25 protein-coding genes are annotated in these 21523 nt (G+C 66.9%); 13 read left to right on the forward strand and 12 right to left on the reverse strand.

The genetic code is table 11. The features are described 5' to 3' along the window. The gene (locus tag CLD20_RS16525; RefSeq protein ID WP_224407766.1) at window positions 1-1005 is read right to left on the reverse strand and encodes a MoxR family ATPase; all 1005 of its coding nucleotides are present in this window, start codon (window positions 1003-1005) and stop codon (window positions 1-3) included. A gap of 163 nt (window positions 1006-1168) precedes the next feature. Between CLD20_RS16525 and CLD20_RS16530 the strand changes: the two genes are divergently transcribed. Genes CLD20_RS16530 through CLD20_RS16540 form a run of 3 tightly spaced genes read left to right on the forward strand, consistent with a single transcriptional unit; the run spans window position 1169 to window position 3626 of the window. After that, a complete protein-coding gene (locus tag CLD20_RS16530; RefSeq protein ID WP_370636925.1) occupies window positions 1169-1762 on the forward strand; it encodes a DUF1285 domain-containing protein in 594 nt (197 codons plus the stop codon). Further along, a complete protein-coding gene (locus tag CLD20_RS16535) occupies window positions 1759-2394 on the forward strand; it encodes a CoA pyrophosphatase (protein ID WP_224407767.1) in 636 nt (211 codons plus the stop codon). The genes CLD20_RS16530 and CLD20_RS16535 overlap by 4 nt, the downstream gene beginning before the upstream one ends. Beyond that, window positions 2391-3626: a CCA tRNA nucleotidyltransferase gene (locus CLD20_RS16540; protein WP_224407768.1), complete on the forward strand. Its 1236-nt coding sequence runs from the start codon at window positions 2391-2393 to the stop codon at window positions 3624-3626. Before CLD20_RS16535 ends, CLD20_RS16540 begins: the two co-directional genes overlap by 4 nt. Before the next feature lie 74 nt (window positions 3627-3700). On the opposite strand, the gene CLD20_RS16545 is transcribed toward CLD20_RS16540, so the two are convergent. Then, window positions 3701-3874 carry a DUF1059 domain-containing protein gene (locus CLD20_RS16545; RefSeq protein ID WP_224407769.1) on the reverse strand — a complete coding sequence of 58 codons (174 nt, stop codon included), beginning with the start codon at window positions 3872-3874 and terminating at the stop codon, window positions 3701-3703. A 217-nt stretch (window positions 3875-4091) separates the two neighbouring features. Between CLD20_RS16545 and CLD20_RS16550 the strand changes: the two genes are divergently transcribed. After that, window positions 4092-5258: an endonuclease/exonuclease/phosphatase family protein gene (locus tag CLD20_RS16550; RefSeq protein WP_224407770.1), complete on the forward strand. Its 1167-nt coding sequence runs from the start codon at window positions 4092-4094 to the stop codon at window positions 5256-5258. Between the two features lie 19 nt (window positions 5259-5277). Here CLD20_RS16550 and hemF read toward each other — a convergent pair whose 3' ends face one another. Continuing rightward, on the reverse strand, window positions 5278-6228 hold the full coding sequence (gene hemF / locus CLD20_RS16555) for an oxygen-dependent coproporphyrinogen oxidase (protein WP_370636924.1): 951 nt from the start codon (window positions 6226-6228) through the stop codon (window positions 5278-5280). 126 nt (window positions 6229-6354) lie between these two features. Between hemF and CLD20_RS16560 the strand changes: the two genes are divergently transcribed. Together CLD20_RS16560 and CLD20_RS16565 are read left to right on the forward strand one after the other, a co-directional pair. Further along, on the forward strand, window positions 6355-6930 hold the full coding sequence (locus tag CLD20_RS16560) for an HdeD family acid-resistance protein (RefSeq protein WP_224407771.1): 576 nt from the start codon (window positions 6355-6357) through the stop codon (window positions 6928-6930). 74 nt (window positions 6931-7004) lie between these two features. Next, the gene (locus CLD20_RS16565) at window positions 7005-7229 is read left to right on the forward strand and encodes a hypothetical protein (RefSeq protein WP_224407772.1); all 225 of its coding nucleotides are present in this window, start codon (window positions 7005-7007) and stop codon (window positions 7227-7229) included. A gap of 1 nt (window position 7230) precedes the next feature. Here the strand turns inward: CLD20_RS16565 and CLD20_RS16570 are convergent, their stop codons facing one another. After that, window positions 7231-7716 (reverse strand): tRNA (cytidine(34)-2'-O)-methyltransferase, encoded by a 486-nt coding sequence (locus CLD20_RS16570; RefSeq protein ID WP_224407773.1) that lies wholly within the window; start codon window positions 7714-7716, stop codon window positions 7231-7233. Window positions 7717-7766: 50 nt separating this feature from the next. Between CLD20_RS16570 and CLD20_RS16575 the strand changes: the two genes are divergently transcribed. From CLD20_RS16575 to CLD20_RS16600, 6 genes are all read left to right on the forward strand, one after another. Beyond that, window positions 7767-9602 (forward strand): ABC transporter ATP-binding protein, encoded by a 1836-nt coding sequence (locus CLD20_RS16575; RefSeq protein ID WP_224407774.1) that lies wholly within the window; start codon window positions 7767-7769, stop codon window positions 9600-9602. A gap of 233 nt (window positions 9603-9835) precedes the next feature. Next, window positions 9836-10444 carry a ubiquinol-cytochrome c reductase iron-sulfur subunit gene (gene petA, locus CLD20_RS16580; protein WP_224407775.1) on the forward strand — a complete coding sequence of 203 codons (609 nt, stop codon included), beginning with the start codon at window positions 9836-9838 and terminating at the stop codon, window positions 10442-10444. A gap of 16 nt (window positions 10445-10460) precedes the next feature. Then, window positions 10461-11744 (forward strand): cytochrome b N-terminal domain-containing protein, encoded by a 1284-nt coding sequence (locus CLD20_RS16585; protein ID WP_224407776.1) that lies wholly within the window; start codon window positions 10461-10463, stop codon window positions 11742-11744. 34 nt (window positions 11745-11778) lie between these two features. Further along, the gene (locus tag CLD20_RS16590) at window positions 11779-12657 is read left to right on the forward strand and encodes a cytochrome c1 (RefSeq protein WP_224407834.1); all 879 of its coding nucleotides are present in this window, start codon (window positions 11779-11781) and stop codon (window positions 12655-12657) included. A gap of 111 nt (window positions 12658-12768) precedes the next feature. Beyond that, entirely contained in the window at window positions 12769-13359 is a 591-nt protein-coding gene (locus tag CLD20_RS16595; RefSeq protein ID WP_224407777.1) for a hypothetical protein, read from the forward strand. Between the two features lies 1 nt (window position 13360). Continuing rightward, the gene (locus CLD20_RS16600; RefSeq protein ID WP_224407778.1) at window positions 13361-13903 is read left to right on the forward strand and encodes an adenine phosphoribosyltransferase; all 543 of its coding nucleotides are present in this window, start codon (window positions 13361-13363) and stop codon (window positions 13901-13903) included. A gap of 45 nt (window positions 13904-13948) precedes the next feature. On the opposite strand, the gene CLD20_RS16605 is transcribed toward CLD20_RS16600, so the two are convergent. The 7 genes from CLD20_RS16605 to chrA form a co-directional block, all read right to left on the reverse strand. Beyond that, complete coding sequence (locus CLD20_RS16605; protein WP_224407779.1) at window positions 13949-14812, reverse strand: sulfotransferase family protein; 864 nt, start codon at window positions 14810-14812, stop codon at window positions 13949-13951. Continuing rightward, window positions 14812-15297 (reverse strand): MaoC family dehydratase, encoded by a 486-nt coding sequence (locus CLD20_RS16610; protein WP_224407780.1) that lies wholly within the window; start codon window positions 15295-15297, stop codon window positions 14812-14814. Before CLD20_RS16610 ends, CLD20_RS16605 begins: the two co-directional genes overlap by 1 nt. Continuing rightward, entirely contained in the window at window positions 15294-15746 is a 453-nt protein-coding gene (locus tag CLD20_RS16615) for a MaoC family dehydratase (RefSeq protein WP_224407781.1), read from the reverse strand. The genes CLD20_RS16610 and CLD20_RS16615 overlap by 4 nt, the downstream gene beginning before the upstream one ends. Window positions 15747-15786: 40 nt before the next feature. Beyond that, window positions 15787-16890, reverse strand: a complete 1104-nt coding sequence (gene ychF, locus CLD20_RS16620) for a redox-regulated ATPase YchF (protein ID WP_224407782.1) — start codon at window positions 16888-16890, stop codon at window positions 15787-15789. A 46-nt stretch (window positions 16891-16936) separates the two neighbouring features. Beyond that, window positions 16937-17620 carry an aminoacyl-tRNA hydrolase gene (gene pth, locus CLD20_RS16625; RefSeq protein WP_224407783.1) on the reverse strand — a complete coding sequence of 228 codons (684 nt, stop codon included), beginning with the start codon at window positions 17618-17620 and terminating at the stop codon, window positions 16937-16939. 44 nt (window positions 17621-17664) lie between these two features. Then, a complete protein-coding gene (locus CLD20_RS16630) occupies window positions 17665-18336 on the reverse strand; it encodes a 50S ribosomal protein L25/general stress protein Ctc (protein WP_224407784.1) in 672 nt (223 codons plus the stop codon). Window positions 18337-18468: 132 nt separating this feature from the next. After that, window positions 18469-19671 (reverse strand): chromate efflux transporter, encoded by a 1203-nt coding sequence (gene chrA, locus CLD20_RS16635; protein WP_224407785.1) that lies wholly within the window; start codon window positions 19669-19671, stop codon window positions 18469-18471. Window positions 19672-19883: 212 nt separating this feature from the next. Here chrA and CLD20_RS16640 point away from each other — a divergent pair, with 212 nt between their 5' ends. Further along, window positions 19884-20453, forward strand: a complete 570-nt coding sequence (locus tag CLD20_RS16640; RefSeq protein ID WP_224407786.1) for a plastocyanin/azurin family copper-binding protein — start codon at window positions 19884-19886, stop codon at window positions 20451-20453. 30 nt (window positions 20454-20483) lie between these two features. Here CLD20_RS16640 and CLD20_RS16645 read toward each other — a convergent pair whose 3' ends face one another. Beyond that, window positions 20484-21416, reverse strand: coding sequence for a ribose-phosphate pyrophosphokinase (locus tag CLD20_RS16645; RefSeq protein ID WP_224407787.1), 933 nt, complete (start codon window positions 21414-21416; stop codon window positions 20484-20486). Window positions 21417-21523: the final 107 nt, after the last annotated feature.

Here is a 21523-nt window from a genome sequence, read left to right on the forward strand (position 1 = left end):
TCAGAGCACCTCGCTCTGGGCGCTGCGGATGACGTCCTGCACCGTCGTGCCTTCCGCCCTGGCGGCGAAGGTCACCGCCATGCGGTGCTGCAGGATCGGCATCGCAAGCGCGTCGACGTCGTCGAGGGAAGGCGCGAGCCGGCCGTCGAGGAGCGCCCTGGCGCGCACCGTCAGCATCAGTGCCTGGCTGGCGCGCGGGCCGGGGCCCCAGGAGAGCTTTTCGGCAAGCGCGGTGTCGCTTTCGCCCGGGCGCACCGAGCGCACGAGCTTCAAAATCGCTTCCACGACGCTCTCGCCGACGGGCATCCTGCGCACCAGCGCCTGGATGCGCGTCAGGCGTTCCGCGTCGAGGACGGTCTCCGTCTCCGCATCGCGCGCGCCGGTCGTCTCCATCAGCATGCGCCGCTCGGCCTCGATGCCCGGATAGGCGATGTCGATCTGCATCAGGAAGCGGTCGAGCTGCGCCTCGGGCAGGGGATAGGTGCCCTCCTGCTCCAGCGGGTTCTGCGTGGCGAGCACATGGAAGGGCTGCGGCAGGTCGTGGCGCTGGCCCGCGATCGTCACATGCTGCTCCTGCATCGCCTGCAGCAGCGCGGACTGGGTGCGCGGGCTGGCGCGGTTGATCTCGTCGGCCATCAGAAGCTGGGCGAAGATCGGGCCGCGGATGAAGCGGAAGGCGCGCCGGCCTTCGCCGCTCTCCTCCAGCACCTCCGCGCCGAGGATGTCGGAAGGCATGAGGTCCGGGGTGAACTGGATGCGCCTTGCTTCAAGGCCGAGAACGGTGCCGAGCGTTTCCACGAGCTTCGTCTTGGCAAGGCCCGGCACGCCGACGACCAGGCCGTGGCCGCCGGAAAGGAGGGTGGTCAGCGCGCGTTCCACCACGACGTCCTGGCCGTAGATGACGCGGCCGACGGCCGCGCGCACCCGCCCGAGAAGATCGACAGCCTCCTCCGCCTCGCGGACGATTTCTTCCGGGTTCGTCTCCGGCTGCACGATTGCGCTCATTCCGCCTCGCCCTTGCCTGTCACGTTGTCTGACCTGTCTTTGGCACCTGCTGCGCCGTGCTTCGTTTTCACCGCAGCCCGCTTCGTTTTCACGGCAGATTGTGTCATGCCGGGGGCGTTGCAGCATTCACTTTCTCATGAGGGAAATGGGCTCCAGGCCGTCGATGGAAAGGGAGATGACGACAAATCCGAAGCTGCCGGCGAGCCTCGCCGCCCTGATGAAGCGGGCCGAGGAAGGTGCTCCCGCAAGGCCCGTGGAGAAATGGAATCCGCCGCATTGCGGGCGGATCGACATGCGTATCGCCGCCGATGGCACCTGGTTCTACATGGGAACGCCGATCGGCCGGCCGGCGCTCGTTAAGCTCTTCGCCTCGGTGCTGCGGCGCGAGGAGGACGGCGAATTCGTCCTCGTCACGCCGGTGGAAAAGATCGGCATCGCCGTCGACGACGCGCCCTTTCTCGCCGTCGAGATGGCGGCGGAAGGCGAGGGCGAGGGGCGTCGAATCACTTTCCGCACCAATGCCGACGATCTGGTCGTCGCCGACCGGGATCATCCTCTGCGCTTCGAGGTCGAGGACGGCACGCTCGGCCTCAAGCCCTATCTGCGCGTGCGCGGCCGTCTCGACGCGCTCCTCACCCGCGCGCTGACGCACGATCTGATCGGGCTTGCCGAGGAGCGGGAGGGCCGGCTCGGTGTCGTCTCGGGCGGCGCCTTCTTCGCGCTGCCGCAGATCGGCGAGGAAAGCTCCGGCGCATGAGGCAGGATGTATACACCGCCGCCGATTTCCGGCGCCGGGCGGAGCGGGCCTTCCAGGCGGAGGCCCATTCGCCGCGCGAATTCGGCGATCACAGCTTCAACCCGGAGCTTGTCGAGCATTTCAGGCGCGTCAAGCGGCGCGACGCGGCCGTGCTGGTGCCGGTGGTCGATCGCCCGGATGGGGCCATGGTCATCCTCACCCAGCGCACCGAGAACCTCTCCAGCCACGCCGGCCAGATCGCCTTTCCCGGCGGCAAGGTGGATGCGGGCGAGAGCGCCGAGGAGGCCGCGCTGCGCGAGGCGGAGGAAGAGATCGGCCTGCCGCGCTCGGCCGTCGAGGTCGTCCTGCGGGCCCCCGACTATCTGACGGGCTCGGGCTTTCGCATTTCGCCGATCCTCGCCGTTGTAGAGCCGGATGTGCGCCTCACCCTCAATCCGCATGAGGTCGCCGACGCCTTCGAGACGCCGCTCGCCTTCCTGATGGACCGGGCGAACCATCGCCAGAACAGCCGGGTCTGGCAGGGGATGCGGCGCAACTTCTTCGAGATGCCCTGGGAGGATCGCTACATCTGGGGCGTCACGGCCGGCATCGTGAAGATGCTCGCCGACGAGCTTTATGGAGATACGCCTTGAGCCTGCCGAGCCTTGCCGGCCATACCTTCCTGGACGATCCCGCGCTGAAGGCGGTGCTCGCGGCGCTGGGCGGCGGGAACGAGACGCGCATCGTCGGCGGCACGGTGCGCAACGCCCTCCTCGGCGATCCGGTCAGCGACGTTGATCTCGCCACCATCCACCATCCGCAGGAGGTCATGGCGAGGGCCGATGCGGCCGGGCTGAAGCCGGTCGCGACGGGGATCGAGCACGGCACCATCACCGTCGTTGCGCATGGAAAACCCTTCGAGGTGACCACCTTGCGCGCCGATGTGGAGACGGATGGCAGGCATGCCGTCGTGCGCTTCACCGAGGACTGGGCCGAGGATGCGGCGCGGCGCGACTTCACCCTGAACGCACTTTATTGCGACGGCGAGGGCCATGTCTTCGACCCGCACGGCGGCTACGCCGATCTCGCCGCGCGGGTGATCCGCTTCGTCGGCGATCCGGAGGAGCGCATCCGCGAGGATTATCTGAGAATCCTGCGCTTCTTCCGCTTCTTCGCCTGGTACGGATCGGGCCGCCCGGATGCGGATGGGCTGAAGGCCTGCGCGCGGCTCAAGGCGGGCATCGCGACGCTGTCGGCCGAGCGCGTCTGGTCGGAGCTGAAGCGGCTGCTTGCCGCGCCCGATCCCTCGCGCGCGCTCCTTTGGATGCGCACCACCGCTGTCCTCGCCAAGGCGCTGCCGGAATGCTGGGGCATCGACGCCATCCACCGCACCGTGGTCGCCGAGGAAGCGGAGGGTCTCGCGCCCGATCCGCTGACGCGGCTGATGGCGATCATACCGCCGCATCATGCGCGCATCGACCAGCTCGCCACCCGCCTTCGCCTGTCGCGCAGGGAGGCCGAACGCCTGCGCGCCTGGGCCGATGCGCCGGATGCCGATCCGTCGCTCTCGCCAGAGGCGCTCTCAAAGCTTCTTTATGAATGGGGGAGCGAGCCGGTATGCGACCGGTTGCTCCTGGCTCTTGCCCGCGCGCGAGAGGAGGAGAACGCGGAGAAGGCGACCGCGCTGAAGCGCCAGCTGGAGACTGCCCGGGCCTATGAAAGGCCGGCTTTCCCGCTCTCCGGCAAGGATCTGATCGAGGCCGGCCACAAGGAAGGGCCCGCCCTAGGCAGGCTTCTGGCGGAGATCGAGGGACGCTGGGTCGATTCGGGCTTCGCCCTGCCGCGCGAGGAACTTCTCGCCCTCGCGACAAAGGCCAGCGACTAGAGGCCCGCGACTGAGGCGGGAGCCGGCGGGCATGTCGCTCCGCCGGCCGTTCGGACTACGGAAAATCCGCGCCCTTATTCGTCGTGGATCTTGGCCTTCACCTTTTCCACCATCTTCGGCGTCATCTGGATGTCCGGATGCGCCGAGCGCACATGCTCGGAGACCTTCGAGAGGAGATCGGCCTCGGTTTCGGCGCGGGCCTTGTACTCGCAGCCGGGAACGAGCTCGCCGCAGGTGATCGTCTTCATGATTTCCTCCTTCGACTGTGGACGTGGTCCATAGCCAATGTGAGCGCTCGGCCGAAGGTTTCAATCGCCAATCGGGCTTCTGTGGCCGCTTGTCGCCATGGATCGGCCGCGCCCGAAGCAGAAGAATGCACGTTTCGGTTGTATTAAAGCTTTACCTCGGCCTTGAACGCGCCAATACTTGGCGGGGCAGTTGGGCGGTTGTGGCTCGGAGGATGAAGTGAGCAACAATTACACTGGCCTGCGCCGACTTCGCCGCAAGGACAGGCAAGCCGCCACGCGCTGCGCGGCCCGTCTTCTGAAGATGCGCAAGAGCCTCGCGCCCCTGCGTCAGCGCCGGCGCGACAGCGCGCTGCTCCTGGCGACCTGGAACATCCGCGATTTCGATTCCAACCATTTCGGCTACGGCCCGCGCCTGCCGGAGACCTTCTACTACATCGCCGAAATCATCTCCTGCTTCGACCTCGTGGCCATTCAGGAGGTCAATCGCGACCTCGGTCCGCTGCGCAAGGTGATGGAGATCCTCGGCCGCGAATGGGACTACATCGCCACCGACACGACCGAGGGGCCGGGCGGCAACGGCGAGCGCATGGCCTTCGTCTACAACACCGAAAAGGTCTGGTTCCGCAGGATCGCCGGCGAGGTGGTGCTGCCGGAGGGCCAGCTCGTGGTCAGCCGCAGCCGGGTGAAGAGCGACGACGCCGAGCCCGACATGACCGCCACCGAGGAAAAGGCGGTGAAGAAGGAATTCAGGGAAGTGAAGCAGCAGTTTGCCCGCACGCCCTTCCTCGTCGCCTTCCAGTCCGGCTGGTTTAGGTTCAGCCTGTGCACCGTGCACATCTATTTCGGCGCTGACAGCGGCGAGAAGCTCAAGCGCCGCATCGAGGAGATCCGCCGGCTGGTGAAGTTCTTCGCCGCCCGCCAGGACCAGCAGAACCGGCGCGAGCTCGACGCACGCGGAAACCCCGAGAACTACATCCTCCTTGGCGACTTCAACGTGAAGAGCCCGGAGCACGAGACCATGCAGGCGCTGAAAAGCGAGGGCTTCGTGGTGCCGGAAGCCATCGACGGCGAGGCGGTGCGCAAGAAGGGCGATCACTTCTACGACCAGATCGCCACGCGCGTGAAGGACGACCGCTTCAAGGTGACGGCGGGCGGCATCGTCGACATGTATTCCGACGTCTTCCGCAACAACGCCGAGGACAAGGCGCTCTACAAGCACCTCCTGCCGGCGGCCGACCCGGAGAAGAACGAGAAGTACAAGGCAAAGACCTTCGACGCGCTCTACAAGAAGTGGCGGACCTGGCAGATGTCCGACCACAGCCCGCTCTGGATCGAGATCGAGACCGACTTCGCCGACCAGTATCTTGAGGAGATCGCCGGTTAGGCCCGTTCTGCCCGCCCGCCTAGGGCCACTTCACCACGGGCGGCATGGAGGAAAGGATCGAGGCGATGTTGCCGCCGGTCTTCAGGCCGAAGATCGTGCCGCGGTCGTAGAGGAGGTTGAATTCCACATAGCGCCCGCGCCGTTCCAGCTGCTCGTCGCGATCCGCCTCGCTGTAGACGCCGGCGAAGTTGCGGGCGACGAGGCGGGGATAGACGTCGAGAAAATGCCTGCCCACCTCCTGCACGAAAGCGAGGTCGCGTTCGAAGCCTTCCTCGCTGCCGTCGCCGCTATTGAGGTAGTCGAAGAAGATGCCGCCGATGCCGCGCGCCTCGCCGCGATGCGGCAAAAAGAAATAGTCGTCGCACCAGCTTTTGAGGTGCGCGTAGTCGACGCTCTCATGGCAATCGCAGGCGCCCGCCATCGCCGCGTGGAATTCCTGGGTGTCCGGGTCCTCCTGCACGCGCCGCCGGTCGAGGACGGGGGTGAGATCGGCGCCGCCGCCGAACCATTGCCGGCTCGTCACCACCATGCGCGTGTTCATGTGCACGGCCGGGGCGTGCGGGTTCTTCAAATGCCCGATCAGCGAGATGCCCGAGGCCCAGAAGCGCGGATCCTCCGTGGCCCCGGGAATCTGCGCGCGAAATTCGGGCGCGAACTCGCCGAAGACGGTGGAGGTGTGCACGCCCACCTTCTCGAAGACGCGGCCCTTCATCATCGCCATGACGCCGCCCCCGCCGGGCGCGCCGGAATGATCCTTGCGCTCCCAGGGCGTCTTCTCGAAGCGGCCGGCCGCCTCCTCGCCATGCGGCGCGTCGCCTGGCAGGAGATCCTCCAGCTTCTCGAAGGCGGCGCAGATCTCGCCTTGCAGCGTCTCGAACCAGGCGCGCGCCCGCGCCTTCTTGCCTTCGATATCCGCCGGCGGCGACATCGCTTCGAGGTTCGGGCGGTAGAGATGATTGTTGCGGCTCATGCACCGCGATTAACGGATGGGCCGTTCTGCGGCAATATGAGCGCAACCCGAGCGGGGCCGGCCGAGTTGCTGAGGCCGGGAGTATGTTGCCCCGCACCCGGACTTTGCACCGATTAGGAGATTGCCATGAGCCAGACGCACCCGGCCGTCGCGCCGCGCGACCAGCCCGAGCTTCGTTCCACGCTGTCGCAGAACTGGGGCTGGATCGTCGGCTTCGGCCTCGTGGCCCTTGTCGGCGGCTTCCTGGCGCTCGTCGCCATCGTCACCGCCACGGTGGCGAGCGTCTATCTCATCGGCGTGATGATGTTCGTCTCCGGCATCGCCGAGATCGCGCAGGGCCTGCAATCGCGGCGCTGGTCGCGCTTCTTCCTCTGGGTGCTTCTGGGCGCGCTCTATGTCGTCGCGGCCGTCGCGGTCTTCATCGCGCCGATCTTCGCGGCGGTGGTACTGACCTGGGTCCTCGGCGTCGTCCTCGTCGCGGCGGGTCTGGTGCGCCTCATGCTGGCCCTTTCCATGCGCTCGCAGTCGCTCTGGGGCTGGGTGCTGGTCTCCGCGCTGCTGACGCTTCTCATCGGCGTCATCATCCTCATCGGCTGGCCCGCCTCCAGCCTCTGGGCGCTCGGCATCTTCCTCGCGGTCGACCTGATCGTCATCGGCACGGCCTGGGTGGCGATGGGCATGTCGCTCAGGAAGGCGCGCTGAGGCGCGCCGACTCCCACTCTCCTGCACGCCGCGCTATAATCTCCGAAGGCGGCTTCGCGTGAGGGTTGGGCGCCATGAGGGAAGGTTTTCGCAGGAAGGGGAGGGCGGGCGATCCGGCCGGCCTCGATCTGTGGCGGCGCGAGACCTTCGTGCTGCCGCGCGGCAAGGCGCGCGAGCGGGCGCGCGAATTCCTCAAGCGTTTTCCGAAGGCCGCCTATCAGAGCGAGGTGGAAAGCTGGCGCGAGCTGGAGACCGGCGAGATCGAATTCACCATGCGCCGGCTTCCGACAGCCGATTGAGCTAGCCGGGCCCGGGCAAGCCGCCTGTCTGCCGCAGCGCTTCGAAGAGCGCGATCGAGGCGGCATTCGCCACGTTGAGCGAGCGCGTCTCGCGCCGGATCGGCAGGCGCACGAGCGCATCGGCCCCCTCGCGCACGCCGTCCGGCAGGCCGGCCGATTCGCGCCCCAGAAGCAGGATGTCGCCGTCGCGGAAGGCGAAGCCGGGCAGGGTGGCGATGCCCCGGGAGGAGAGGGCGACGAGACGCCGTCCTGCGGCGATCCGCCAGCTCTCGAAGGCGGAAAAATCCGCATGCTCGCTCAGCGCGGCGATCTGCAGGTAGTCCATGCCGGCGCGCTTCAGGTTGCGGTCGCTGAGCGCGAATCCCGCCGGATGGATGATGTGCACCGCCGCCCCGAGGCAGGCGCCGAGCCTCAGGATCGCCCCGGCGTTCTGGGCGATGTCGGGCTGATAGAGGGCAAGGTCGATCATCGGCTCACTTTCGCGCATTCAGCCGGCGCATCTTCTCGCCGGTGCATGAAGGGGCCATATAGGCCGCCATGTTCTCCTTCTTCGAGCGGCTCGTAGATCCCTTCCGGGAAGCGCCCGGCGCACCGCCGCAGGGCACCTTCGCCTTCATCCGGCACTATGTCCGCCAGCTCGGCTGGCCGCTCGGCGCGCTGCTTTTCACCGGCCTCGGCGTGGCTGTCACCGACGCGCTCATCTTCGCCTTCATCGGGCGGCTGGTGGATATGCTCTCCAAGGCCAACCCGGCGACCTTTTGGGCCGACCACGGCGCCGTGGTGGCGGGGATGGGCTTCGTCGTGCTCGTCCTGCGCCCGGCTTTCATGATCCTCAACGGCCTCCTCAGCGAGCAGACCATCTCGCCGAACTTCGCCAACATGGTCCGCTGGCAGAACTACCGCTACGTGCTCCGGCAGAGCTTTTCCTTCTTCTCCAACGATTTCGCCGGCCGCATCGCCAACAAGGTGATGCAGACGGGCATCTCTCTGTCGGAGTTCGTCACCGGCCTGGTGGAGACCTTCTGGTTCGTCGCGGTTTTTTCCGTCTCCGCGCTCTTCCTCCTGGCGGAGGCGGACTGGCGGCTGATGCTGCCCGCCGCTCTCTGGCTCATCGGCTATGTCGTGCTCGCCTCGCTGATGATCCCGAAGATCCGCGCCGCCTCCAAGCTCGTCTCCGACCAGCGTTCGATCGTCAACGGGCGCATCGTCGACAGCTACACCAACATCCAGACGGTGAAGCTCTTCGCCGAGGATGACGGCGAGGAGGCGTTCGTCGGCTCGGCGCTTTCCACCTTCGTGGCGCGGCTCTACCGGCTGACGCGGCGCATCACCACGATTCGCATCGTCCTGTCGCTTCTCAACGCCGCCATGGTCGCCGCGATCACCGCGGTGGCGCTTCTTCTCTGGCAGGGAGGGGCGATCACCGTCGGTGCCATCGCGACCGGGCTCGCGCTTGCCATGCGCCTGTCGAACATGTCCGGCTGGGTGATGTTTCAGCTCTCATCCCTGTTCCGCAATCTCGGCGTCGTGCAGGACGGGCTGGAGACGGTGTCGCGCAGCTACGAGGTGACGGATGCGCCCGCCGCGCCCGATCTCGCCGTCGGGGGAGGGGAGATTCGCTTCGAGAACGTCACCTTCCACTACGGCCGGCCCTCCGGCGTCATCGAGAACCTTTCCCTGACGGTGCGGCCGGGCGAGAGGATCGGCCTCGTCGGTGTCTCCGGCGCCGGCAAGTCGACGCTGGTGAGCCTCCTCTTGCGCTTCTACGACCTCGAAGGCGGGCGCATCCTGATCGACGGCCAGGACATCTCTTCCGTCACGCAGCGCTCGCTGCGCAGCGCCATTGGCGTCGTCACCCAGGATACCTCCCTCCTGCATCGCTCCGTGCGCGACAACATCGTCTACGGCCGCCCCGACGCGGATGAGGAAGCCTTCCGCGAGGCGGCCCGCGCCGCCGAGGCGGAGGACTTCATCGGCGCTCTCGCCGACAGCCGCGGCCGGCACGGCTACGAGGCGCATGTGGGCGAGCGCGGCGTCAAGCTCTCCGGCGGACAGCGTCAGCGGATCGCCATTGCCCGCGTCCTGTTGAAGGACGCCCCGATTCTCGTCCTCGACGAGGCGACCTCCTCGCTCGATTCGGAGGTCGAGGCGGTGATCCAGGAGAATCTGGAGCGCCTCATGGAAGCAAAGACTGTGATTGCGATCGCTCACCGGCTGTCAACCATCGCGGCAATGGACCGGCTGGTGGTGCTGGAGCGCGGGCGCATCGTGGAAAGCGGCACCCATCAGGCTCTCATCGCCCGCGGCGGCGTCTATTCGCGACTCTGGAGCCGCCAGTCCGGCGGATTTCTGGCCGATCTGGAAACGGCTTAGGCGAAAGCGCGCCGACCGCCTGCAAGGGCGCAAACCGTCGCGCGCGACATTCTGCCCGAGCGGCGAAGCATCACTGGACACCCCTCGGCCGGGATGACAAAAGGCTCAAGGGGCGATAGAAGGCCGCGCTTGCGCAGCGCCGGAGGGTGTGGAATCAAGCGTGGCCGGTGGAACGGTACCTGCCGCGCCTCTTTCCCGCCGCCTGTGGCCGTCCGACCTTTGAGGGTAGATTCGTGTCTTACACATATCCGACCACTGTTCCCGAATCCGCCAGCGATCCCGATCCTTCCGATCCGCATTACCAGCCGTCCCGTCGCGATTTCTTCGTGATCGCAACGGGCGCTTTCGCGGCCGTCGGCGCGGTCGCGTTCGTCTGGCCGTTTGTTGACCAGATGAACCCGGATGCTTCGGCTCTGGCGCTCGCTTCGATCGAGGTCGACGTCTCGGCGATGGAGCCGGGCCAGTCGATCACCGTCGTGTGGCGCGGCAAGCCGGTCTTCATCCGCTATCGCACCGACGAGGAAATCGCCGCTGCCAAGGACACCCAGCTCTCCGAGCTGAAGGATCCGGTCGCGCGCAACGACAACCTCGAGGCGGGTGCGCCCGCTACCGACGAGAACCGCGCCGCCGCCGGTCACGAGGCCTTCCTCGTCATGGTGGGCATCTGCACCCATCTCGGCTGCGTGCCGCTGGGCGAGGCGGGCGACTACAACGGCTGGTTCTGCCCGTGCCACGGCTCGGTTTACGACACCGCCGGCCGTATCCGTCATGGCCCGGCGCCGGAGAATCTCCTTGTTCCGCCGCTGACCTTCGCGGACGACACCACCATCAAGATCGGCTGACGGCCGGAGCGAGTAAATGCAAGGCACATCCGAATACACGCCGCGGACCGGCATCGAACGCTGGATCGACAAACGCATGCCGCTGCCGCGGCTGATGTACGATTCCTTCGTCTCCTACCCGATCCCGCGCAACCTCAACTACGCCTACGCCTTCGGCGGGATCCTGAGCGTCATGCTCATTTCGCAGATCCTGACCGGCGTCGTGCTGGCCATGCACTATGCGGCCAACAGCGAAATCGCCTTCACGTCGGTCGAGCACATCATGCGCGACGTGAACTACGGCTGGCTGCTGCGCTACCTGCACATGAACGGCTCCTCGATGTTCTTCCTCGCGGTGTACGTTCATATCTTCCGCGGCCTCTACTACGGCTCCTACAAGTCGCCGCGCGAGATCCAGTGGCTCCTGGGCGTGGTTCTCTTCCTCCTGATGATGGCGACGGCCTTCATGGGCTACGTCCTTCCCTGGGGGCAGATGAGCTTCTGGGCGGCTACCGTCATCACCAACCTGTTCTCCGCCATCCCGCTCGTCGGCGATGCGATCAGGACCTGGCTCTGGGGCGGCTTCTCGGTCGGCGATCCGACGCTGAACCGCTTCTTCTCTCTGCATTATCTGCTGCCGTTCATGATCGCCGGCGTGGTCATCCTCCACGTCTGGGCCTTCCATGTGACCGGCCAGACCAACCCGACGGGCGTGGAGCCGAAGTCCCGCCGCGACGTCGTTCCCTTCACGCCGCATGCGACGATGAAGGACGCCGTGGCGCTGGTGGCCTTCTTCCTCGTCTTCGCCTGGTTCGTCTTCTACATGCCGAACTATCTCGGCCACCCGGACAACTACGTGGAGGCCAACCCGCTGGTGACGCCGCCGCACATCGTGCCGGAATGGTACTTCCTGCCGTTCTACGCGATCCTGCGCGCGATCCCGTCCAAGCTGGGAGGCGTCATCGCCCTCGGCCTTTCGGTGGTGGTCCTCTTCCTGGTGCCCTGGCTGGATACCTCCAAGGTGCTTTCCGCGGCCTACCGCCCGCTCTACCGGATCTTCTTCTGGGTCTTCGTGGTGGTGTGCATCGGCCTCGGCTACATCGGCGCCATGCCGCCGGAGGGTGGCTACATCATCGCCGGCCAGCTCCTGACGGCCTACTACTTCATCCACTTCTTCATCATCCTGCCGCTGCTCGGCTTCATCGAGACGCCGAAACCGCGGCCCGCTTCCATCACGGAGGCGGTGCTGGGAAGACCCGACGAGCCGGGTGAGCCCGCCACGCCAGCCGGCGCGACGGCCATGCCCGAGCGTCGTGGCTGATGCGAGACGGGAAGCGAACGAGACCATGAAAAACATGCTCAAGCTCATCACGCAGCTTTCCGCTGCCGGCGCACTCGTCCTCGCCAGCTTCGCGATGGCTTCCGCGGCCGAAGAGGCCCTGCCGCACTTTCCGCTGAAGGAGCCCGAGGAGGTCGACTGGAGCTTTTCCGGCCCATTCGGCACCTACGACCAGCAGCAGCTGCAGCGCGGCTTCCAGGTCTACAGGGAAATCTGCTCGGCCTGCCATTCGCTGAACCTGGTGCCGTTCCGTGCGCTCGGCTGGGAAGGCGGTCCGCATTTCTCCGAGGAAGAGGTGAAGGCGCTTGCCGCCGAGTACACGGTGACAGACGGGCCGGACGACACCGGCGAGATGTTCGAGCGCCCCGGCGCGCCCTACGACTATTTCCCGGCGCCGTTCCCGAATGCCAAGGCCGCGGCCTACGCCAATGGCGGCGCCGCCCCGCCGGACCTGTCGGTGATCGCCCAGGGCCGCGGTGTGGAGCGTGGCTTTCCGACCTTCATCACGGACATCTTCACCACCTACCAGGAGGGCGGTCCCGACTATATCCACGCCCTTCTGACCGGTTACGAGGATCCGCCTGAGGGCGAGGACGTGCGGCCGGGTCAGTACTACAACCCGCACTACGCCTATGCTGCGGCGCTGGCGATGCCTCCCCCCCTGTTCGACGACGCGATCACCTACGCGCAGAACGAGGACGAGGATCCCAACAACGACGTGCCGCAGACCGTCGACCAGTATTCCAAGGACGTCGCCGCTTTCCTGATGTGGGCCGCCGAGCCGCACATGGAGGCCCGCAAGTCGATGGGCTTCACGGTGCTCGCCTTCCTGCTGATCCTGACGGCGTTGACCTACTACACCAAGCGCCGCGTCTGGTCCGACGTCGAGCACTGAGCCCGAACGGACCGATCCGACCTTCCAAGGCCGCGGCTTGCCCGCGGCCTTTTCTTTGGCGAAGCTGCCTTTCCCGCCATCCGGCTTTCTTCTGAAGAAGGGCAGGCTCCGATGTCCGCATCCCTCAGCCTCGTGCGGCGCCGCGCCCCTTGGCGTTCCGCCCTTGCGCTCCTCGCTCTCGTCTGCGCTTTCACGGGCGCGCTGTCTCCGTCTGGGGCCATGGCAGGGCAGGGCGCCACGGTGCTTACCGTCACGGGCGCGGTCGGGGCCTCCAACCGCCCACCCTTCGAGGCTTTCCGCGACGCGCTCTTCGCCGCCCAGGACCAGCATTTCGACAAGGCCTATGCCTTCGACAGGGACATGCTGGCCGCGCTGCCGCAGGAGAGCGTGCGCGCCGAGATCGAGGGCTGGCCGAAGGCCGTGGAGCTGAAAGGCCCGAGCCTTGCTTCGGTGCTGCGGAAGGCCGGCGTTGGGGAGAGCGCGGAACTCACCCTCTTTGCTCTCGACGGCTACAATGTCGCTCTCGCAGGCGAGGACCGCGCCCGCTATAAGTGGATCCTGGCAATCGAGGCCGGGGGCGAGCCCCTCGCGCTCGGGGGACGGGGACCTTCATGGCTCGTGCGCGACACGGGCGGCTCTGCCGCGACGGCGGACGCCGAAAGCCCCATGGTCTGGGCGCTCTATCACATCAAGGCGGAGTAAGATGGCAAGCCTGATCGAGACGCTGGAAAGCGCCATTCGCACGATTCCGGATTATCCCAAGCCCGGCATCGAGTTTCGCGACATCACCACGCTTCTCGGCAATGCGCGCGCCTTCCGCCGCGCCGTCGACGAGCTGGTGCAGCCCTGGGCGGGTTCCAAGGTCGACAAGGTGGCCGGGGTCGAGGCGCGCGGCTTCATCCTCGGCGGCGCCGTCGCGCACCAGCTTTCGGCCGGCTTCGTACCGATCCGCAAGAAGGGCAAGCTGCCCCACGATACGGTGCGCATCGCCTACAGTTTGGAATACGGCCTCGACGAGATGGAGATCCACAAGGACGCCATCCTCCCGGGTGAGCGCGTCATCCTCGTCGATGATCTGATCGCCACGGGCGGCACCGCCGAGGCGGCCGTCCGCCTGATGCAGCAGATCGGCGCGGACGTCGCCGCCGCCGTCTTCGTCATCGACCTGCCCGATCTCGGCGGAGCCGCCAAGCTCGAAGAGCTCGGCGTCCCGGTCCGCACGCTGGTCAGCTTCGCCGGCGACTGAGCGCCGCGATGGCTCGCTCCGGGCCAGCCGAGGCCTCCTGACGTCTCAGCCTGCCGGCGCCGTCGCGGCGCGCAGCCTGTCCACCTTCTTGCCGGCGACGAGGCGCCGGATCTCGAAGAGGATATGTCCTGTCTGGTCGCCGCGCGGTAGCGGCTGTGGCAGCGGCTCCGGCGCCGGTCCCCATTTGACGTCCTTCCAGCGCGCATAGAGCAGCGCATCGAGCGGGTTGCGCGCCAGGATGTCCCGGGCGATTTCCTGCGGCACGTCGGCGACGGTGAGGGCGCCTGGCCGGTTCGAGACGTTCTCGTCGGTGACGGCCATCTCGCCGATACCGAGGTTGCGGGAGATCACGTTCAGCATCTCGTTGGTGTGCTCCAGGCCGGCGACGAACCAGAACTCCCGCAGGAGCCTTTCCACCTCCGCGAAGCGGCGGGCCGAATCGAAGCTCAGCAGCCGCGGATAGCCGAAGCCGACATAGCGCGTGAGGATGAAGCGGCACACGATGTCGCGCGGAAAGGAGCGGTAGACCATCGAAAAGGGCGCCGTGCCCTTGCCGCGCAGATCGGCCAGCTTGTTGCGGAAATTGTAGTAGGAGACCGCCAGCGAGAGCGGATCGCGGATGAGCACACATTCGCGGATATCGCGCGCCGGAAAGAGCGAGGCGACGTTGCGCGACAGCGAATGCCCGCCGATGAAGTCGAGCCGGTCGAGCTCCTTCGGCATCTTCTTCATGTCGGTATAGCCGCCGCCGAGATCGCGCAGGAACGAGCGCCGGCGCGGCGGATAGAGGAGCCGCTCCTTCATGTAGCGGTCGAAATGGCCCTCCACCGTGCTGCCGGCGCATTTCGGCACGTGACAGAAGAGGTAGAGCGGCCGGCCGGGATCTCCCGGGTCGTGCGGACCGCTCATCAGCCGGCCTCGGGCGCCCGCCGCCGCACGAACACCTTGCCGGTGAAGCTGTAGACCAGCTCTCCGTCCTGGTTGTGCGCCTCGTTGTGCAGGATCACGAGCCCCCAACCGGGCATGGAGCGCAGGTCGCGTTTTTCGCGAACCTCCGACACATAGGTGAGCGTATCGCCCGCATGCACCGGCTTGCGCCAACGCATGTCCTCGAAGCCGGGGGAGGGGCCGGCATGGTCGGCGCGCCCGCCTTCGGCTTCGGCGAGGCGCTGGTGCTCCTTGTCGAAGGCGACATAGAGCTTCATGAAGGCGGCGGCCGTGTGCCAGCCGGATGCGATCATCCGGCCGAAAGGGCTCGCCGAGCCGCCCGCCTCGCTGGTGTGGAAGGGCTGCGGATCGAAGGCCTTGGCGAAGCGGATGATCTCCTCGGCGCTGAAACGGTGCGAGCCGAGCTCCGAGCGGTCGCCGATCGCGATGTCCTCGAAGGCCTTCATGTCGCGCTCGTTTGGCGGCAGCGGAAAGCGATCGGGTTCAGCATCCTCAGAACCGGCTCGCCGGCGCCGTTCCAGACCTCGTGGCGGAAGCGGACGGTGCCGAAGCCGGGGCGGCTGCGCGAGGCCTTCACCTCCAGGACCTCCGACACGCCGGAAAGCACGTCGCCGGGCCTGACCGGCCTCAGCCAGCGCGTCTCGTCGACGCCGCCGGCGCCGGCGGCGTCCGTGTCGTGGAGCCAGCCGTCACACATCATGCGCATGAAGATCGCCGTCGTATGCCAGCCGGAGGCGGCGAGCCCGCCGAGCATGGAGCGGGAGGCGGCCGCCTCGTCGAGATGGAAGGGCTGCGGGTCGAACTCGGCGGCAAAGGCGATGATCGCCTCGCGGGTCACCTCGTAGGTGGCGAGCGGCAGCTTTTCGCCGGGCTGAAAGTCCTCGAAATAGCGCATCGCGCTTTCTAGGCCCGGCAATGCCGGCTTGTCGAGAATCTCAGGCGTTGAACTTGAAGAGCAGGACATCGCCGTCTTCCACGACGTATTCCTTGCCCTCGTCGCGCGCCTTGCCGGCCTCTTTGGCGGCGTTCTCGCCGCCGAGGGAGACGAAGTCCTCGTACTTGATCGTCTGGGCGCGGATGAAGCCGCGCTCGAAGTCGGAATGGATGGTGCCGGCCGCCTGCGGGGCCTTGGAGCCCTTGCGGATCGTCCAGGCGCGCGCCTCCTTCGGTCCGGCGGTGAAGAAGGTGATGAGGTCGAGCAGCTCGTAGCCGGCCCGGATCAGCCGGTCGAGGCCGGGCTCTTCGAGGCCGAGCGTCGATAGGAACTCCGCCTGCTCTTCCGCGTCGAGCTGGGCGATCTCCGCCTCGATGGCGGCCGAGATGACGACGCAGGCCGCGCCTTCCGCTTTCGCCTTTTCCTCCACGCGCCTGGAATGCGCGTTGCCGTCCTTCGCCTCTTCCTCCGAGACGTTGCAGACATAGAGCACGGGCTTGGAGGTCAGCAGGCCGAGCGTGCGCAGGATGGCGCGCTCTTCCGGCGAAAGGCCGGCGCGGATCGTGCGCACCATCTGGCCTTCCTGCAGGGCGGCGAGCGCCTTCTCCATCACGGGCAGGAAGGCGAGTGCCTCCTTGTCCTTTGCCGTCGCCTTCTTGCGCATGGCGACGACGCGGCGCTCCAGGCTGTCGAGGTCGGAGAGCATCAGCTCCGTCTCGACCGTCTCGGCGTCGGCGATCGGGTCGATGCGGCCCTCCACATGGGTCACGTCCCCGTCCTCGAAGCAGCGCAGCACATGCGCGACCGCGTCCACCTCGCGGATATTGCCGAGGAACTGGTTGCCGAGGCCCTCGCCCTTGGAGGCGCCGCGCACCAGGCCGGCGATGTCGACGAAGGAAAGCCGCGTCGGCACGATCTGCGCCGACTTGGTGATCTCGGCGATCGTCTTCAGGCGCGGATCGGGAACGGCGACTTCACCCGTGTTCGGCTCGATTGTGCAGAAGGGATAGTTCGCCGCCTGCGCGGCCGCGGTCTTGGTCAGCGCGTTGAAGAGCGTCGACTTGCCGACGTTCGGAAGGCCGACGATGCCGCATTTGAAACCCATGGAAATGCCCGTTCAGGAAAGGAAAAAAGAATCTGCGTTGAGGAGGTTACGAGCCGCGGCCGAAGAGGCGCTTGAGCCCGTCGGCGAGCGCGCCGGGATGGCGGCCCTCCGGGCCCGTCCCGGAGGAGGGCGGGCGTTTCGGAGGGGGAGGCGGCTCCTCCTGGGATGCGGTCGCCAGATGCACGCGGTTCATGAAGTTCGCCTCGTCGCCGGCCGCCAGCAGGGCGACATTGTCGGCGACCGCGTCGAGCAGAGGCTCGCGCCAGGAGCGTTCCTCCTGCGAGAAATCGTGCAGCACCCAGCCGTTGACGAGCTCCTTGGAGCCCGGATGGCCGATGCCGAGGCGCATGCGCCGGTAGTTCTTGCCGATATGCTGGTCGAGCGAGCGCAGCCCGTTATGGCCGCCATGCCCGCCGCCCTTCTTCAGCCTGACCTTGCCGGGGGCAAGGTCGAGGTCGTCGTGGATGACGAGGATGTCCTCGGGCGTCAGCTTGTAGAAGCGCATCGCCTCGCCGACGGACTGGCCGGAATGGTTCATGAAGGTCGCCGGCTTGAGGACGGCGGCCTTCTCCCCTTCGAGCTGGCCTTCCGCGAGCTCGCCCTGGAAGCGGGCCCGCCAGTTGGAGAAGCGGTGACGGCGGTGGATCTGATCCACCGCCATGAAGCCGATATTGTGCCGGTGATTGGCGTAGCGGCGGCCGGGATTTCCGAGACCGACGATGAGGAGCATACGAAGTCTCCCTTTCTGGCCAGGCACCCGCAGGGGCGGGGAGACTACTCCTCGCCTTTTTCGCCTTCGCTCTCGTCGCCTTCGCTCTCCTCGCCCTCGGCCTCTTCGGCCTCGCTCTCCTCGTCTTCCTCCGCTTCCTCGCTGACGAGGGCGGCCGGGGCGGCGATGGTGGCGATGGTGAAGTCGCGATCGCTGATCGTCGGCGTCACGCCTTCCGGCAGGGCGATGTTGGAGATGTGGATGCTGTCTCCGATGTCGAGGCCGGCAAGGTCGGCGACGAGCTGATCGGGAATGGCATCGGCCGGAACGTGGACCTCGACCGTGTGGCGAACGACGTTGAGGACGCCGCCGCGCTCCAGGCCGGTCGATTCCTCTTCGTTGATGAAGTGCACCGGCAGCTCCAGCGTCAGCTGGGTGTTCTTCGACACGCGCAGGAAATCGACATGCATCAGGAAGTCGCGCACCGGGTCGAGCTGGAAGTCCTTCGGGATGACCCGGATCTTCTGCCCGTCGACGTTGATGGTCGCCACGGTGGTCAAGAAGCCGCCTGCGTGCAGCTTCAGGTTCACTTCCTTGTAATTCAGCGCGATCGGCATGGCGGACTTCTTGTCGCCATAGATAACGGCAGGGACCTTGCCCTCACGGCGCACGCTGCGTGCGGCCCCCTTGCCGCTCCGCTCGCGCACCTCTGCCTTGAGCTCGTATGACTGGCTCATTGGTGCACTCCTGTTTGTCGTAAAGAGAAAGAGCCGCATCTGCGGCCCCTCTTGCGCGCGGCCTCCAAGGGTGCCGTCGCGCGTGGCGCCTTATAGGGCAGGAGCCGGCGCAACGCAATTGGCGCGCTCGGCTCACAAAAGGACGTAGCCGAGCGCGGCCGCGCAGGCCACCACGGCCCAGGCCGGCAGGCGTGCGAACCGCAGCGCCGCGAAGGCGGCGAGCGCGATCACGGCGGCGCCGGCGGAGGTGATGCCGGAGGTGATGACGGGGTCCCAGAGCGCCGCCGCGAGGATGCCGACCACCGCCGCGTTGACGCCGGCAAGCGCCTTGCGGGCCCGCGGCGCATGCTGCAGCTCGCGCCAGAAGGGAAGGGCGGCGAGGAGGAGGAGGGCGCCCGGCAGGAAGATCGCAGCGAGCGCGACGAAGGCCCCGCCGAGACTGCCGAGCGAAGTTGGCGCCAGGGCGCCGAGATAGGCCGAGAAGGCAAAGAGCGGGCCGGGCAGCGCCTGCGCCGCCCCGTAGCCGGCGAGGAAGGCGTCGCGGCCGACGAGCCCCGGATCGACGATCTCCGTCTCCAAGAGCGGCAGGACGACATGGCCCCCGCCGAAGACGAGTGAGCCGGCATGGTAGAAATGCGCCGCAAGCCCGAGCCCGCCGCCATCGCCCCGCAAGGCAAAAGCGGCGAAAAGCAGCGCGAGGAAGAGGGCGAAGGCGGCCACCCCGAGCCGCCTTGTGACCGGGGTGTCGATGGCCGCTTCCGCCCCGCGCCCCTCGACCGCCGCGTGCTGCACCAGGAACGGGCCGGCGATGGCGCCAAGCGCGATGACGCCGAGCTGCGTCCAGGGCGTCGGGAAGGCGAGCACCAGCGCGGCCCCGACGACGGCGATGGCGATGCGGGGAAGGTCGGGCGTCAGGCTTTTCGCCATGCCGATGAGGGCGAGCGCCACGACCGCGACGGCGGCCGCCTTGAGGCCGGAGATCCAGCCGGAGCCGAGAACGGGCGAGAGATAGCCGTAGGCCTCGGCGAAGCCATACATCAGCACCGCTGAGGGTAGCGTGAAGCCGATGAAGGCGGCGAGCATGCCGGCGTAGCCGGCGCGCATCAGGCCGATCGCCATCCCCACCTGGCTGGAGGCCGGGCCCGGCAGGAACTGGCAGAGCGCGATGAGGTCGGCATAGGCCGCGTCGCTCAGCCATTTGCGGCTGTCGACGAAGGCCTCGCGATAATAGCCGAGATGGGCGACGGGGCCCCCGAAGGAGGTGAGGCCCCTGATCAGGAAGACGAAGAACACCTCGAGGGGGTTACCGTCTCTCGCCGCCGCTTCGTCCCGCATCCGCTCCGCCTCGTCACCCTTTCTCTCGGTATCCCATCTGCATGACGGGAGCTTCAAGGCGGGCGCGGTTTTGGGCGGCGGCCGGAACGCGCTTGACATTCCAGCTACTGGAAGGACGACACGGGCGAAGGCGCGCAATCCAGCCGCCACCGAATGTCGCCGCCGGGAAGCTCTCGCAAGGGGCGGGCCCTGCCGGCGCGAAGGAGAAGCCGATGAGCAGGTTCGCGGTTCTCGCGCTCGCCGTTGGAGGGCTGTCTTTTGCCTCTCTTGCCGCCGCAGACGGAATGCACGGTCAGGGCCAGATGATGCACGACGAGGGTGCAATGATGCACGACCAGAGCGGGATGCACGACGAAAGCGGGATGCACGCCGCCGAATCCGGCCACGGTCATGAGGCGGAGACGCCGTATGGCGTGCCGGGCACCGTCGGTGCCAAGGGCCGACGCATCGAGATCGTGCTCTCCGAAAACGATCAGGGCATGTTCTACGCACCGGACCATGTCGAGGTGGCGCGGGGGAGTGAGGTCCGCTTCGATCTCCGCAACGAGGGCGTCCTGGAGCATGAATTCGTCATCGGCACGGCCGAAACGAACCGGCATCACGCACAGGAGATGGAAGCCGATCCCGACATGACGCACGCAGATCCGAACGCCGCCAGGCTCCAGCCGGGCGGGACGAAGACGCTCGCCTGGCGCTTCACCGAGCCGGGAACCTTCGAATATGCCTGCCTCATCCCCGGCCATCGCGAGGCCGGGATGCTCGGACGTATCGTGGTGAAGTGAGGGGGACGGTCCGACCGAAGACGGCGGGGCTCAGTCGAACAGGCTGGAGACGGACTTTTCCAGTGCCGTGCGGTTGATCGCCTCGCCAAGAAGGGCGGCGATGGAGACGACGCGGATATTGTGGGCGCCGGTGACGGCGCTGGTCGGCTCGATGGAATCGGTGATCACCAGTTCCTTCATCTGCGAGGCGGTGATGCGCGCCACCGCGCCGCCGGAAAGCACGCCGTGGGTGATGTAGGCCGTCACCGAGGTGGCGCCCTTGGCGAGCAGCGCATCGGCGGCGTTGCACAGCGTGCCGCCGGAATCGACGATGTCGTCGACGAGGATGCAGTCGCGGCCCTTCACGTCGCCGATGATGTTCATGACTTCCGATTCGCCCGGCCGCTCGCGGCGCTTGTCGACGATGGCGAGCGGCGCGTCGATGCGCTTGGCGATGGCCCTTGCGCGCACCACGCCGCCCACATCGGGCGATACGACCATGACGTTGTCGAGCTCGTAATGCTCCTTGACGTCGCGCGTGAAGACCGGCGCGGAATAGAGGTTGTCCGTCGGGATGTCGAAGAAGCCCTGGATCTGCCCGGCATGCAGGTCGAGCGTCAGCACGCGGTCGGCGCCGGCATGGGCGATCAGGTTGGCGACGAGCTTGGCCGAGATCGGCGTGCGCGCCGCCGGTTTGCGGTCCTGGCGGGCATAGCCGTAATAGGGGATCACCGCGGTAATGCGGCGCGCCGAGGCGCGGCGCAGCGCGTCGATGATGATGAGGAGTTCCATCAGGTTGTCGTTCGCCGGGAAACTGGTCGACTGGACCGCGAAGACATCCTCGCCGCGCACATTCTCCTGGATCTCGACGAAAATTTCCTGGTCGGCAAAACGCCTTACGGCGCATTTGGCGAGTTCGATGTCGAGATAGGAGGCGATCTGCTGGGCGAGGCTTCGGTTGGAATTGCCGGCGACGATCTTCATCGGCTGGAAGCCCCTTCAGACAACTTGGCGACCCTTTTGGCTGGGCCGTACAACGCCGCGGCGGACGAATGCCGCAGCGACAGGCTTGGCGTATAGCGAACTCTGTG

It is taken from the genome of Afifella sp. IM 167, assembly GCF_020144925.1.
GTDB lineage: Bacteria > Pseudomonadota > Alphaproteobacteria > Rhizobiales > Afifellaceae > Afifella.

Coding starts and splice junctions, on each gene's coding strand:
- CLD20_RS16525 (WP_224407766.1), bottom strand. CDS start 1,005: ATGAGCGCAATCGTGCAGCCGGAGACGAACCCGGAAGAAATCGTCCGC.
- CLD20_RS16530 (WP_370636925.1), top strand. CDS start 1,169: ATGGAAAGGGAGATGACGACAAATCCGAAGCTGCCGGCGAGCCTCGCC.
- CLD20_RS16535 (WP_224407767.1), top strand. CDS start 1,759: ATGAGGCAGGATGTATACACCGCCGCCGATTTCCGGCGCCGGGCGGAG.
- CLD20_RS16545 (WP_224407769.1), bottom strand. CDS start 3,874: ATGAAGACGATCACCTGCGGCGAGCTCGTTCCCGGCTGCGAGTACAAG.
- hemF (WP_370636924.1), bottom strand. CDS start 6,228: ATGAGCCGCAACAATCATCTCTACCGCCCGAACCTCGAAGCGATGTCG.
- CLD20_RS16560 (WP_224407771.1), top strand. CDS start 6,355: ATGAGCCAGACGCACCCGGCCGTCGCGCCGCGCGACCAGCCCGAGCTT.
- CLD20_RS16565 (WP_224407772.1), top strand. CDS start 7,005: ATGAGGGAAGGTTTTCGCAGGAAGGGGAGGGCGGGCGATCCGGCCGGC.
- CLD20_RS16570 (WP_224407773.1), bottom strand. CDS start 7,716: ATGCGCGAAAGTGAGCCGATGATCGACCTTGCCCTCTATCAGCCCGAC.
- CLD20_RS16575 (WP_224407774.1), top strand. CDS start 7,767: ATGTTCTCCTTCTTCGAGCGGCTCGTAGATCCCTTCCGGGAAGCGCCC.
- CLD20_RS16585 (WP_224407776.1), top strand. CDS start 10,461: ATGCAAGGCACATCCGAATACACGCCGCGGACCGGCATCGAACGCTGG.
- CLD20_RS16590 (WP_224407834.1), top strand. CDS start 11,779: ATGCTCAAGCTCATCACGCAGCTTTCCGCTGCCGGCGCACTCGTCCTC.
- CLD20_RS16595 (WP_224407777.1), top strand. CDS start 12,769: ATGTCCGCATCCCTCAGCCTCGTGCGGCGCCGCGCCCCTTGGCGTTCC.
- CLD20_RS16600 (WP_224407778.1), top strand. CDS start 13,361: ATGGCAAGCCTGATCGAGACGCTGGAAAGCGCCATTCGCACGATTCCG.
- CLD20_RS16605 (WP_224407779.1), bottom strand. CDS start 14,812: ATGAGCGGTCCGCACGACCCGGGAGATCCCGGCCGGCCGCTCTACCTC.
- CLD20_RS16610 (WP_224407780.1), bottom strand. CDS start 15,297: ATGAAGGCCTTCGAGGACATCGCGATCGGCGACCGCTCGGAGCTCGGC.
- CLD20_RS16615 (WP_224407781.1), bottom strand. CDS start 15,746: ATGCGCTATTTCGAGGACTTTCAGCCCGGCGAAAAGCTGCCGCTCGCC.
- ychF (WP_224407782.1), bottom strand. CDS start 16,890: ATGGGTTTCAAATGCGGCATCGTCGGCCTTCCGAACGTCGGCAAGTCG.
- pth (WP_224407783.1), bottom strand. CDS start 17,620: ATGCTCCTCATCGTCGGTCTCGGAAATCCCGGCCGCCGCTACGCCAAT.
- CLD20_RS16630 (WP_224407784.1), bottom strand. CDS start 18,336: ATGAGCCAGTCATACGAGCTCAAGGCAGAGGTGCGCGAGCGGAGCGGC.
- chrA (WP_224407785.1), bottom strand. CDS start 19,671: ATGCGGGACGAAGCGGCGGCGAGAGACGGTAACCCCCTCGAGGTGTTC.
- CLD20_RS16640 (WP_224407786.1), top strand. CDS start 19,884: ATGAGCAGGTTCGCGGTTCTCGCGCTCGCCGTTGGAGGGCTGTCTTTT.
- CLD20_RS16645 (WP_224407787.1), bottom strand. CDS start 21,416: ATGAAGATCGTCGCCGGCAATTCCAACCGAAGCCTCGCCCAGCAGATC.